The sequence below is a fragment of the Enterococcus sp. genome (assembly GCF_032555305.1).
Lineage (GTDB): Bacteria > Bacillota > Bacilli > Lactobacillales > Enterococcaceae > Enterococcus_A.
In genome coordinates, this window is sequence record NZ_JAWGOQ010000019.1 from 33,877 (window position 1) to 47,507 (window position 13,631).

Consider the following 13,631-nt stretch of genomic DNA (forward strand, 5'->3'; position numbering starts at 1 on the left):
AGAGAAAAAAATGCAACCGGCACAACTATTCATTGCCTTTGCCAGTAGTTTCGCAATTACGGTAGCAGGCATGCCTTTTATAATCGGCTATTTTAGAATGAAAAAACAAGGACAAGAAATTCGTGACGAAGGTCCAAAATGGCACAATTCAAAAGCAGGGACCCCAACGATGGGCGGACTAGGATTTTTAGCTGCTGCTGTGATCACTGCAATTTGGTTTAGCCTTTGGACAAGTAAAATGACAACTTCACTATTGATTTTAGTGTTCGTCTTATTATTGTATGGGATCATCGGCTTTTTGGATGATTTCATAAAATTGGCGAAGAAACAGAATGAAGGATTGACTTCAAGTCAAAAATTCATAGCTCAAGTTGTTGTAGCGATTATCTTCTATATAATTTATCGAACAGAAGGTTATCCTAATACATTGAATTTCTTTGGTATTGAACTGCCGCTAAATATTCTATATGGTCTGTTTGTGGTTTTTTGGTTGGTCGGTTTTTCGAATGCAGTGAATCTAACTGATGGGATCGATGGACTGGTATCTGGTCTAGGCACAATCTCATTTGCAACATATGGAATCATTGCATGGAAACAACAGCAGTATGAGGTTTTAATTGTTTGTCTTTCTGTGATGGGGGGGCTTGTTGGCTTCTTTCCTTATAATAAGAAACCAGCAAAGATCTTCATGGGCGACGTAGGATCGCTTGCTTTAGGCGGGCTGTTAGCAGCTGTGTCGATCATCTTACATCAAGAATGGACATTATTACTAGTCGGTCTAGTTTACATTTTTGAAACAGCAAGCGTGATTATTCAAGTCACTTCCTTTAAACTAACAGGGAAACGTGTTTTTAAAATGTCGCCATTACACCACCACTTTGAAATGTCAGGTTGGTCCGAGTGGAAGGTTGACACAGTATTTTGGGCTATTGGGCTCATTGCATCCATTATTGTTTTACTGATCGTACTGTAGGAGATGACTAGGAAATGAAACAAATTAAACAATATGAAAACGAAAAAGTATTAGTCTTAGGATTAGCGAAGAGTGGATTTAGTGCGGCCAAGTTGTTGAATGACTTGGGCGCACTTGTTACGGTCAACGATGGAAAGCCTTTTGAAGAAAATCCAGAGGCACAAGGATTATTAGAACAGGGCGTACGAGTGATTACAGGGCACCATCCGATAGAATTATTGGATGAAGATTTTTCTTTGATGGTGAAAAATCCTGGTATTCCTTACGATAATCCATTAGTAGCGAAAGCGGAAGAACTGCATATTCCCATTTTGACCGAAGTGGAGTTGGCCTATCAAGTCGCAGAATGCCCAATCATTGGTATCACTGGAACGAATGGCAAGACGACTACCACCACTATGATCGGTCTATTGTTGAATCAAGAGAGAACCGCTGGAAAAGCTCATCTTGCTGGTAATATCGGTTTCCCCGGTAGTGAAGTGGCTTCGAAAGCAACAGTGGATGATGATATTGTCATGGAACTGTCAAGCTTTCAGTTGATGGGCGTAAAAGAATTCAAACCGCAGATTGCTGTCATAACAAATATCTACGAAGCGCACTTGGACTATCATAAAACGCGTGAAAATTACGTGGCTGCGAAATGGGCTATTCAAGCGAATATGACCCCAGCTGATTACCTAGTCTTAAATTGGAATTCTGAAGAACTGCAATCAATGAGTAAACAAACTAAAGCGCAAGTCGTACCTTTTTCAACGAAGGAAAAGCTAGTGAATGGAGCGTACCTATTAGACGGTGGGCTCTACTATAAGCAAGAAAAGATTATGAATGCTTCTGAATTAGGAGTACCGGGAGCACATAATATTGAGAATGCACTAGCGGCGATTGCTGTAGCAAAACTAAAGGGCATTTCAAATGAAGGAATCAGAACGGCTTTGAGCAATTTTCATGGTGTTCCTCATCGTACACAGTATGTGGATACGATCAATGGTCGTAAGTTTTACAATGACTCTAAAGCAACAAATAGCTTGGCTACTGAGATGGCGCTAAGCGGTTTTGATAATGATCGTTTGATTTTGCTGGCTGGCGGTTTGGATCGCGGAAACAGCTTTGATGAGTTGATTCCATCTCTTGAAGGGGTCAAAGCGATCATCTTATTCGGTGAAACGAAAGATAAGATGGCTGATACAGCTAGACGTGCAGGTATTGAAACAATCATTATGACGTCAAATGTTGAGACTGCTGTTCCTTTGGCATACGAACAAAGTGAAGCGGGTGACAGCATATTATTATCTCCTGCGAATGCTAGCTGGGATCAATATCCAAGCTTTGAGATACGCGGAGATAAATTTATGCAGGCTGTGAAACAATTAGAAAAGTAGGGAAATAGAATGAGAATACTTGTTACAGGCGGCGGCACGGGCGGACATATTTATCCAGCCTTAGCATTTATCCGTTACGTACAAAAGATTCAACCTGATTCCGAATTTTTATATGTAGGAACACATCGCGGGTTGGAAAATAAAATCGTGCCTGAAACAGGCATCTCTTTTAAAACAATTAAAATCCAAGGGTTTAAACGAAAGCTTTCACTCGATAATGTAAAAACAGTTCAATTGTTCTTGGAAAGTATCAAACGTTCGAAAGAGATTTTACGAGAGTTTAAACCAGATATCGTAATCGGTACAGGCGGTTATGTTTCGGGGTCGGTGGTTTACGCGGCAGCACGAATGAAGATACCTACAATCGTTCATGAACAAAATAGTGTCCCGGGAATTACAAACAAATTTTTGAGTCGTTTCGTTGATCGAGTAGGAATTTGTTTCCCTGATGCTGCACAATATTTCCCGGAAAATAAGACGGTTTTAGTTGGGAATCCACGTGCACAAGAAGTGGTAACTAGTGGAAAATCTGAAGTGTTGGAACAATATGGTTTGTTGCCAGAAGTTCCCACAGTTTTAATCTTTGGCGGGAGTCAAGGTGCATTAAAAATAAACCAAGCCGTCATCCAAGCATTGCCGAAGTTCTCTCAAAAAGAGTATCAAATACTTTATGCTTCCGGAGACAGGTATTATAACGAAATATCTGAAAGGTTTGATATAGATAAAATCAGTCGCAATCTTTCGCTGCAACCCTATATTAAAAATATGACGGATGTTATGGCTAATGTTGATTTGCTAATTGGACGTGCTGGGGCGACTTCAATTGCAGAACTCACTGCTTTAGGATTGCCAGCAATCCTTATTCCGAGTCCTTATGTGACGAATGATCATCAAACAAAGAACGCACAAAGTTTAGTTAATGCAGGCGCGGTCAATATGATTACGGATGCTGATTTAACTGGTGAAACATTGGTGTCAGCAGTTGATGAAATCATGGGGGATTCTGAAAGAAGATTAGCAATGGCGGCGGCTTCACGTAAAGAAGGTATCCCAGATGCAGCTGAACGTTTATGGTCACTAGTCAACGAGCTCGTCAAATAATATTTTGGAGGTGAGGATCATTAGTCGTGAAGAAGTTCCAGATGAAAAGAAAGACCAAGAGGAAAAAAATAGACAAGAAAATTTAACACCTTGGCAATTGGCCAATATGGAATACTTGAAGCAAAAGGCACTGGAAAACGGCGAACCAGAAGTAGAACAAGAAACTTCTGATGTGCCTACTGATACACCAAGTACTAGTGAGCCTGCCGATGAAAGTATTGAAGAGTCTGAAAAAACGGTGCCTGAACCTATTGAGCCTGAAGAAGAAGTAGAGTTGGAGGAGTCTTCAAATGGACCAAAAAATGGCTCGTTTTTAGATCGGCTGCCCAATATAAGACATGAGCGCAATCGCCGTCTTGTACGGAGATCTTCGATTCTAATTGGATTATTTTCTATTCCAGCTTTACTATTATTATATTACATTTCACCATTAGGTAAGTTAGGCGGCGTTAGTGTAAAAGGCAATGAACGGATTTCCGCAGAGATAATTAAAAATGAACTCAATTTTACTGTTGGAGATAATCTTTGGAGTCAGTATTTTGATCGCAAGGATCATGTGAAAAATCTGAAAAAGCAAGAGCTTCAAATTGAAAATGCTGAAGTCTCTATTGATGGATTTAATCATTTTGAAGTGAAGGTGAAAGAATATCCAGAAGTTGCTTATTTAGAAAGCGATGGAAAGTATTCTCCGGTTATTTCAAATGGAAAAATCATCCCGATTGAAGTCGAGAAAAGTAATGGCGAATTGCCTATTTTAGAAAGTTTTACCGGCTCAAAACGAATTTTGAAAGTGCTCGAAGGATATAATAAATTGTCTGAAGAAGTCAAACAGGGAATTTCTCAGATTAAGTACGCTCCCACAACTGAAAATAAAGAATTATTGGAAATTTTCATGAATGACGGAAATAAGGTACTGGTAAGCATCAATGATTTGGGTGGGAAAATGAATTATTACCCCCAAATCGCGAAAGAAATGAATGACAAGCAGATTAAGGGAGTCGTTGATATGGAAGCAGGAATATACAGTTATCCATACACTGAAAATACGGATGAAAAATCGACTACTGAGGAATCAACACAAAACTCAACAGATCAATCTGGGACGCCAGTTGGAAATGATTAAATTTATTACAAGAAAATGTTGAATCTTCTTTTTCATTCTAGGCAAAATGTGTTAAAATTGGAGGCAGTGAATTGCTTGCAAATAATTATATTTCATGCTTAACAGTAAGTTAAAATATTAAATCTGAATAAAGCATTTATTTGAAAATAGGAGGGAATCCCATTCATGGCAAAAGCAGGAATGTATGTAGGCCTTGATATCGGGACAACATCGATAAAAGTTGTTGTTGCCGAGTACATCGATAGCCAAATGAATATCATTGGTGTTGGAAACGCAAAATCAGAAGGAATCAATCGTGGGATTATCGTAGACATCGATAAAACAGTACAGGCGATTCAACGAGCAGTAAAACAGGCCGAGGAAAAAGCTGGGATTCAGATAAAAAGTGTCAGCGTGGGATTACCTGCCAACTTATTAGAAGTTGAGCCTTGTCAAGGTATGATCGCTGTTAACAATGATTCGAAAGAGATTATGGATGAAGATGTTCGTAATGTCGCTTCCGCAGCAATGGTTCGTTCAGTTCCTCCTGAAAGACAAATCGTTGCGCTATTGCCTCAAGAATTTACCGTTGATGGCTTTGAAGGCATCAAAGATCCTCGCGGAATGATCGGTGTTCGTCTCGAAATGTTCGGGCTAGTGTTCACAGGTCCTAAAACAATCATCCATAACATCACAAAATGTGTGGAGAAAGCTGGATTATCAGTTGCTGAAACAGTGATTACGTCTTTAGCTTTGACAGAGTCGATTTTGTCAGATGGCGAAAAAGACTTTGGGACGATTGTGGTTGATATGGGCGGCGGTCAGACAACGACCGCGGTCATGCACGATAAACAATTGAAATTTACTCACGTTGACCAAGAGGGCGGAGAATTTGTTACCAAAGATATCTCCATCGTCTTAAACACTTCATTTAATAATGCTGAAGCATTAAAAATCAACTATGGGGACGCTTATCCGAGCCGAACTTCTGCGGATGAAGATTTTCCAGTAGATGTAATTGGAAAAACGGATCCGGTTAAAGTTGATGAACGTTACTTAGCAGAAATTATCGAAGCTCGTTTAGAACAAATCTTCCGTAAAGCAAAGGAAGCATTAGATGAGATCGAAGCACTTGATCTGCCTGGTGGGGTTGTTTTAACAGGCGGAGCAGCCAGTTTGCCTGGTGTGGTTGACTTAGCCGAAGACATTTTTGGAACTACTGTGAAGCTGCACGTTCCAAATCAAATGGGCTTGAGAAATCCTGTCTTTACAAATGTCATCAGCATCGTAAATTATTCAGCTGAATTGAGTGATGTTTACCATTTAGCGAAATCAGCGGTAACGGGTGAAAAAGTTTCTCTATCTGCTTCACCACAACCGAATGCTGTTTCTACAGCACCTGTATATGACGATTACGAAGCATCCAATGATTATGAAGAAGAATCAAAACCAAAAAATGAAGAAAAAGTTACTGGGAAGATTAAAGACTTCTTCTCTAATATTTTTGACTAATTTGTAGGAGGAATAGAAAACATGGAATTCTCAATAGATAACAATATTAACGAAGGTGCAGTTATTAAAGTTATCGGTGTTGGCGGTGGGGGCGGAAACGCCATCAATCGCATGATCGAGGAAAACGTCAAAGGCGTTGAATTCATTGCTTCAAACACTGATGTCCAAGCCCTTAAAAATTCAAAAGCAGAGACTGTAATTCAATTAGGCCCTAAATATACTCGCGGATTAGGAGCTGGATCGCAACCGGAAGTTGGTCAAAAATCAGCAGAAGAAAGTGAACAAGCTATTCGTGATGCACTTGAAGGTGCGGATATGGTTTTCATCACAGCCGGCATGGGCGGTGGTACGGGTACTGGAGCTGCTCCAATCGTTGCGAAGATTGCAAAAGATTTAGGTGCACTAACAGTTGGCGTCGTTACGCGTCCATTCAGCTTTGAAGGTCCTAAACGCGGGCGCTTCGCTGCAGAAGGTATCTCATTACTGAAAGAAAACGTCGATACGCTTTTAATTATTTCAAACAATCGCTTGCTTGAAGTTGTAGATAAGAAAACACCGATGTTAGAAGCATTCCGTGAAGCAGACAATGTTTTACGTCAAGGGGTTCAAGGTATCTCAGACTTGATTACAGCTCCTGGCTATGTGAACTTGGACTTTGCCGATGTGAAAACAGTGATGGCGAACCAAGGAACTGCATTAATGGGGATTGGTGTTGCTAGCGGTGAAGACCGCGTGGTAGAAGCAACGAAGAAGGCAATTTCTTCACCATTATTAGAAACTTCTATTGATGGTGCAGAACAAGTATTATTGAACATTACTGGCGGGTTAGATATGACTCTATTTGAAGCACAAGATGCTTCTGATATTGTTTCAAGTGCGGCAACAGGCGATGTAAATATCATTTTAGGAACATCAATCAGCGAAGAATTAGGCGATGAAATTCGCGTTACAGTGATTGCGACAGGGATTGATCCAACAAAAAAGGAGCGTAAGGCTACACGTAATACACAACGTGCTAGTCAAATCCAATCAGTTCCTCAAAAGCAAAACTTAGACATTGAACCTTCAAGAGGCAATGATGGGCAATCGGCTTTTGGTGAATGGGATATTCGTAAAGAAGAAAACATTCGTCCAAAAGTAGAAGAAACGCAATTTGATAATATCGAAAAGAAAGAATTTGAAACATTTAATCGTGAAGAAGTAAAACCTGAAAAAGACGAAGAACTAGATACACCACCATTCTTTCGCCGAAGAAAATAAGAGGGGGAGAGCACATGATCGCTGAAAACTTGCATAGAATCGAGCAAGAGATTCAGGAGTCGTGTGCTCTTGTTTCACGTAACCCGAAGGAGATTACGATGGTTGCGGTGACCAAGAGTGTCGACTCCAATACTGCAAATGAACTCGTTGAATTAGGTGTGACCGATTTAGCAGAAAATCGAGTAGATAAACTACTAGAAAAAAAGCAAAGTCTCTCAAACTATCAGCAGATTAAATGGCATCTTATTGGTAATTTACAGCGTCGCAAGGTAAAATTAATTATAAACGAAATTGATTACTTTCATGCGTTAGATAGTTTACGTTTGGCTCAAGAAATTCAAAAACGTGCTGAACATCAAATAAATTGTTTTATTGAAGTAAATGTTTCTGGGGAGGAATCGAAGTACGGTATTAAGCCGTCAGAACTTGATTCTTTTATTAGAGAATTAGAAGGATTAGATAAAATTAAAATGATCGGTTTGATGACGATGGCTCCATATGAGGCAAGTCAGCAAGAAGTTCGGGATATTTTTTCTAACTTAAAACAACTTCAGGAAAGTGTGAAAGAGCAAAACTTGCTATACGCACCATGTACGGAATTAAGCATGGGAATGAGCCAAGACTTCAAAACGGCAATTGAAGAAGGTGCTACGTTTGTTCGAATCGGAACGGCACTATTTAGGAAAGGTTAGGTAAAGTTAATGGGAATTAGTCTAGCAAAGATCACTGATTTTTTTGGTTTAGCAGATGATGATATGTATGAAGAAGCAGCACCTGCCCCAAAGAAGCAGGTTAGCCGCCCAAAAAGCGAAACATTAAAAAAAGAACGCGTAACAGCACGTCCTACATACCAAAAGCAGGAGCGTCCAAAAGAAAGAATTGTCAAGGAGCAAGTTAAACCGGTAGTTGAAAAAACACAGCCGACGAATCGCCGTGCTGAAAGTGTTATGAAAAAGGCAGAAAATATGCCTAAGAAAAATGAAAAAGTTGTGTCAATGCCTAATAACAACAGTCGGGCGCAACGACTTGCACCAAAAAATGAAGAAAGACGTACAAACCGCATCTCCGTCGTAGAACCAAGGGCTTACAATGAAGCGATGACGATTGCAAAGCGGGTAGGTCAGGGCGAAGTCGTTTTGATCAATTTTCAGTCTTTAGATGAAATGAGAGCACGTCGTGTCGTTGATTTTCTAACAGGTGCCGTCTTTATGATTGACGGAGATATCAAACGTGTCGGAAATGAAATGTTTTTATGTACGCCAACGAATGTTGAAATCACCAATACAGCTCTAAGTTCTATGGTCGATGACGATATTTATGGATTAGAAATGTAAAGGAGCCGCTTATACGGAATGATAATTACACTTTTTTATTACTTGAATCGACTGGTCTATCTCTACAGCATTCTTTTAGTCGTATATGCATTAATGTCATGGTTTCCAGGAGCGTATCAGTCCAAGTTCGGCCAAATTTTAGGTCGCATTTGTGAGCCGTTTCTTGATTTGTTCCGACGTTTGCCTTTGCAATTTGGCGGATTGGATTTTTCAGTTATGGCAGCGATTTTAGCATTGAATTTTGCCATGAATATTTTACAAAGAATTCTGATAAATCTTGTTTATTAAGGAGGTGGCAATATGAATGCGAATGTCTATCAACATTTTAGACCAGAAGAGCATCCATTTGTTGACAGTGTTGGTGATTGGTTAGAACAAGTTGAAAGCCAATACGCTCCTTATTTGACGAACTTTTTAGATCCTCGCCAGGCATATATTTTAGAGACTTTAATTCGTGAAAATAGCGAATTGAAATTTTCTTTTTATGGCGGTTACGAACATGCTGAACGTTGTCGCTGCATGATTTATCCTGATTACTATGAACCGCAAATCGATGATTTTGAACTTGTAATGATCGAGATTAATTATCCTCAGAAATTCACGGAGCTTTCCCATGGAAAAATTTTGGGAACGTTAATGAATGCGGGAATCAAACGAGATTATTTTGGCGATATTATCTCGGATGGTGATCGCTGGCAAATCTTTTTAGCGAGAGACTCTGCTAGCTATATTGTAAGTCAGGTAACAAAAATTGGTCGAGTGACTGTTCACTTAGAGGAACGTCCATACACGGATATCATTATTCCAAAAGATAGTTGGGTAGAAGAAACCACCACGGCAACCTCAATGCGCTTGGATGCGATTATTTCAACAGTTTATAATATTTCCCGCCAACGTTCAAAACAATTGGTTGAGGCTGGAAAAGTCAAAGTGAATTGGTCCTCCAATGAGCGTCCAGACTATTTGCTTGATTTATTAGATGTCGTTTCAGTTCGAGGATTTGGGCGAATTCAGATCCAAGGATTAGAAGGAAAAACAAAGAAAGAAAAATTCCGTTTGCGCTTAGGCGTTTTACGAAAATAAATTTTATGAGGTGAACAGAAAAATGGCATTAACTCCATTAGATATCCAAAACAAAAATTTTTCCACCAAAATGCGTGGCTATAATCAAGATGAAGTCGATGATTTTCTAGATATGATCGTTCGCGATTATGAAGACAGCATCGCAAAAAATCGTGAGTTAGAAAAAGCTTTAAAACATTCAGAAGAAAAGCTTGAGTATTTCAATGAATTGAAAGAAGCCTTGAACCAATCAATTGTCGTGGCACAAGATACTGCTGATAAGGTTAAATCTTCTGCAAGTAAAGAATCAGAAGTTATCGTTACTTCTGCTCAAAATCGCGCAGATGAGTTGATTTCCAATGCTATGCAAAAAGCTAACTTATTAACGACAACAGCTGAAGATAAGGCGAAAGAAATTTTAACAGATGCTACTTCTAAAGCACGTCAATTAGCTGCTGAAACAAATGATTTGAAGAAGAAGACGCGTGTCTTCCACCAACAATTACTATTATTATTGGAAACTCAAATCGATCAAGCACGCAGCGGTGACTGGGAGGAAGTATTGAAACCAATGTCTTCTTATGTTGGTGATGGTCATGAGGTTTTAAAAGAAGTTTTAGCTAATGAACTTGACAGCGACACTGAGAATGCAGTAGACTCAGATGAGCCAATCGTCCTTGCTGAACCTCAAGAAGAAGATATGGGTTTGACGATTGATATTCCTGAATTGATTAAATCAGACGAAAATTAAGCAATCTAGAACAGAAAAGCTGATTAGATTCTTTAAGCGAGCCGAAGATAGTGAGAGTTCGGCAGACCCTCTAATTGGAAAGATCCTCTAGATCATTCGATTGCGAACTATTCAGTAGTAATCGACGGGTCATCTCGTTAGCGATGATTAGAGGAAACTTAGGTTTCAAATTTTGGGTGGTACCACGACAAGCTCGTCCCTTTGCGGATAGGCTTGTTTTTTTTGTTTTTCACGACTTATTACCGACGGTCGGATTTCTGCAAACTTTTCGTGATTTAAAGGGTTACTCGTAAAAGTACCTCCATGCTCAATTTTGTAGGAAATACTTATTAATAAAAGGAGACGATTGATAGTGAAGACGAAAGAAACGCTTCAGCTAGGAAAAACTGGCTTTCCAATGCGCGGTAATTTACCAAACCGCGAAAGTCAATGGGAAAAAGAATGGGAAGAAAATAAGATTTACGAAAAACGCCAACAACTAAATGAAGGCAAACCAACTTTTGTATTACATGATGGCCCTCCGTATGCCAATGGGAATATCCATATCGGGCATGCTTTGAATAAAATTAGTAAAGATATTATTGTTCGTTCAAAATCAATGTCTGGATTCCGTGCGCCATACGTTCCTGGCTGGGATACACATGGTTTACCGATTGAACAAGTTCTTACAAATAAAGGCATCAAACGTAAGGAAATGACAATGGCTGAATATCGGAAAAAATGTGAAGAGTACGCGTTGTCACAAGTGGATAAACAACGGGATGATTTCAAACGTTTAGGAATCGCAGGTGACTGGGATAATCCTTACATCACCCTGACACCTGATTACGAAGCAGCTGAAATTCGCGTATTTGGAAAGATGGCTGAAAAAGGATATATCTATAAAGGGTTGAAACCCATTTATTGGTCACCTTCAAGTGAGTCTTCATTAGCAGAAGCCGAAGTGGAGTATAAGGATGTTAAATCTCCTTCTATTTTCGTGGCCTTCAAAGTGAAGGACGGCAAAGGTATTTTAGATACTGATACGTCATTCATTATCTGGACCACAACGCCATGGACATTACCTGCGAACCAGGCAATTTCTGTAAATAAAGATTATGTTTATGTGGTAGTTGAAGAAGCGGGGCAAAAATATGTCATCGCAAAAGATCTATTGGATTCTGTTTCAAAAGAACTGGATTGGTCAGAACCTAAAGTACTAAAAGAAGTTCAAGGAAGAGACCTTGAATACATGACAGCCCAGCATCCATTTTATGATCGTGAATCATTAGTAATTTTAGGAGACCATGTCACTTTGGAAGCTGGTACAGGTGTTGTACACACAGCTCCTGCACATGGGGAAGATGATTACTTTGCATGGAAAAAATATCGTAACGATATCATTTCACCAGTTGATGACCGTGGAGTCATGACGTCTGAAGCTCCTGGATTTGAAGGTGTCTTTTATGATAAAGTCAATGCAATGGTAACTGATCTATTAAAGGAAAAAGGTGCGCTTCTTAAGCTAGAATTCTTTATGCATAGCTATCCTCATGACTGGCGTACAAAGAAACCGATCATTTATCGCGCAACACCGCAATGGTTTGCTTCTATTGATAAATTCCGTCAAGATATCTTGGATGAAATTGAAAAAGTAGATTGGATCATTCCATGGGGAAAAACACGTTTATATAATATGATTCGTGATCGAGGCGATTGGGTTATTTCCCGCCAACGCGCATGGGGTGTGCCGCTGCCAATTTTCTATGGTGAAGATGGTGAAGCAATCATTACACCTGAAACAACAGAACATGTCGCACAATTATTTGCGGAACATGGTTCAAATGTTTGGTTTGAACGTGAAGCGAAGGATTTGTTACCAGAAGGCTTTACTCATCCAAGTTCACCAAATGGTAAATTTACTAAAGAAACTGACATTATGGATGTTTGGTTTGATTCTGGTTCTTCTCACGAAGCGGTGTTACGTCAACGTGAGAACTTGACTTTCCCAGCTGACATGTATTTGGAAGGTTCTGACCAATACCGTGGTTGGTTCAACTCAAGTATCACGACCAGTGTGGCGATCAATGGTGTTGCTCCTTATAAATCCGTTCTTTCTCAAGGCTTCACTTTAGATGGCGAAGGCCGTAAGATGAGTAAATCACTAGGCAATACGATTGTACCAGGAAAAGTCATTAATCAAATGGGAGCAGATATCTTACGTTTGTGGGTCAGCAGCGTCGACTACGAAGCGGATGTACGGGTATCAATGGATATTTTGAATCAAGTTTCTGAAGTTTATCGTAAGATTCGGAACACCATGCGTTTCTTATTAGCAAATACGAATGATTTTGAACCTGCAAAACATGCGGTAGCTTATGACGAATTACGTTCAGTCGACAAATACATGCTGATTCGTCTAAATGAAGTAATCAAAACGATTCGTGAAGATGGATATGATAAATATGATTTTACTCAAATCTATAAGACAGTCGTGAATTTCTTGACAGTTGATCTTTCTTCATTCTATTTAGATTTTGCAAAAGATGTGGTCTATATTCAGGCGGAAGACAGCTACGAACGTCGTTGCATGCAAACTGTTTTCTATCAAGCTGCGGTGGCATTGACGAAACTGTTGACACCGATCATTCCTCATACGACTGAAGAAATCTGGACGTACTTGAAAGAGGAAGAAGAGTATGTGCAATTAGCGGAATTACCAAGCTACGAAGAATTCCCTAATCAAGCAGAATTGTTAGATACATGGAAGGCCTTCATGGATTTCCGAGATAAAGTCTTGAAAGCTTTGGAAGAAGCTCGTAATGAAAAAGTTATCGGTAAATCGTTAGAGGCAAAAGTAACGATCTATCCGAATGAACAAGTACGAGTGATGTTAACAGCATTGGACGCAGATCTTGCTCAATTATTGATCGTTTCTCCAGATTCATTTAGTGTCTCAAAAGAAGCAGAACCAGAAAATGCTATGAAATTTGATGATGTAGCGATCTTAGTAGAAAAGGCTGAAGGTGAAGTCTGCGATCGTTGCCGTCAAGTTCGGACGACAGTTGGTGAAGATGAAAAACTTCCACATTTATGTGCTTCATGTGCTCATATTGTAGAGGAAAATTACCCAGAAGCTGTAGCAGAAGGATTGGAATAAGAAACTATTATAATGGAA

At 39.5% G+C, this 13,631-nt stretch carries 12 protein-coding genes and 1 other annotated feature; all 12 genes read left to right on the plus strand.

The genetic code is table 11. The features are described 5' to 3' along the window. The first annotated feature begins 10 nt into the window (after nt 1–10). The 12 genes from mraY (at nt 11) to ileS (ending at nt 13,613) form a co-directional block, all read left to right on the plus strand. Nucleotides 11–973: a phospho-N-acetylmuramoyl-pentapeptide-transferase gene (gene mraY / locus E6139_RS14160; protein WP_316403722.1), complete on the plus strand. Its 963-nt coding sequence runs from the start codon at nt 11–13 to the stop codon at nt 971–973. A gap of 14 nt (nt 974–987) precedes the next feature. Further along, a complete protein-coding gene (gene murD / locus E6139_RS14165) occupies nt 988–2,352 on the plus strand; it encodes a UDP-N-acetylmuramoyl-L-alanine--D-glutamate ligase (RefSeq protein WP_316403724.1) in 1,365 nt (454 codons plus the stop codon). Nucleotides 2,353–2,361: 9 nt separating this feature from the next. Continuing rightward, nucleotides 2,362–3,453 carry an undecaprenyldiphospho-muramoylpentapeptide beta-N-acetylglucosaminyltransferase gene (gene murG, locus E6139_RS14170; protein WP_316403725.1) on the plus strand — a complete coding sequence of 364 codons (1,092 nt, stop codon included), beginning with the start codon at nt 2,362–2,364 and terminating at the stop codon, nt 3,451–3,453. A 4-nt stretch (nt 3,454–3,457) separates the two neighbouring features. After that, a complete protein-coding gene (locus E6139_RS14175) occupies nt 3,458–4,576 on the plus strand; it encodes a cell division protein FtsQ/DivIB (protein WP_410470544.1) in 1,119 nt (372 codons plus the stop codon). Nucleotides 4,577–4,741: 165 nt separating this feature from the next. Continuing rightward, entirely contained in the window at nt 4,742–6,067 is a 1,326-nt protein-coding gene (gene ftsA, locus E6139_RS14180) for a cell division protein FtsA (protein WP_316403727.1), read from the plus strand. A 21-nt stretch (nt 6,068–6,088) separates the two neighbouring features. Then, a complete protein-coding gene (gene ftsZ, locus E6139_RS14185; RefSeq protein WP_316403729.1) occupies nt 6,089–7,327 on the plus strand; it encodes a cell division protein FtsZ in 1,239 nt (412 codons plus the stop codon). A 14-nt stretch (nt 7,328–7,341) separates the two neighbouring features. Continuing rightward, nucleotides 7,342–8,019 carry a YggS family pyridoxal phosphate-dependent enzyme gene (locus E6139_RS14190; RefSeq protein ID WP_316403730.1) on the plus strand — a complete coding sequence of 226 codons (678 nt, stop codon included), beginning with the start codon at nt 7,342–7,344 and terminating at the stop codon, nt 8,017–8,019. A 9-nt stretch (nt 8,020–8,028) separates the two neighbouring features. After that, nucleotides 8,029–8,661 (plus strand): cell division protein SepF, encoded by a 633-nt coding sequence (locus E6139_RS14195; RefSeq protein WP_316403731.1) that lies wholly within the window; start codon nt 8,029–8,031, stop codon nt 8,659–8,661. 18 nt (nt 8,662–8,679) lie between these two features. Further along, nucleotides 8,680–8,949 carry a YggT family protein gene (locus E6139_RS14200; RefSeq protein WP_316403732.1) on the plus strand — a complete coding sequence of 90 codons (270 nt, stop codon included), beginning with the start codon at nt 8,680–8,682 and terminating at the stop codon, nt 8,947–8,949. A 12-nt stretch (nt 8,950–8,961) separates the two neighbouring features. Further along, nucleotides 8,962–9,744 (plus strand): RNA-binding protein, encoded by a 783-nt coding sequence (locus E6139_RS14205; protein ID WP_316403733.1) that lies wholly within the window; start codon nt 8,962–8,964, stop codon nt 9,742–9,744. A gap of 22 nt (nt 9,745–9,766) precedes the next feature. Continuing rightward, nucleotides 9,767–10,474: a DivIVA domain-containing protein gene (locus E6139_RS14210; protein WP_316403734.1), complete on the plus strand. Its 708-nt coding sequence runs from the start codon at nt 9,767–9,769 to the stop codon at nt 10,472–10,474. After that, nucleotides 10,466–10,678: a binding site (T-box leader), on the plus strand. (Overlaps the previous gene by 9 nt.) A gap of 148 nt (nt 10,679–10,826) precedes the next feature. After that, entirely contained in the window at nt 10,827–13,613 is a 2,787-nt protein-coding gene (gene ileS, locus E6139_RS14215) for an isoleucine--tRNA ligase (RefSeq protein WP_316403735.1), read from the plus strand. The last annotated feature ends 18 nt before the right edge of the window (nt 13,614–13,631 follow it).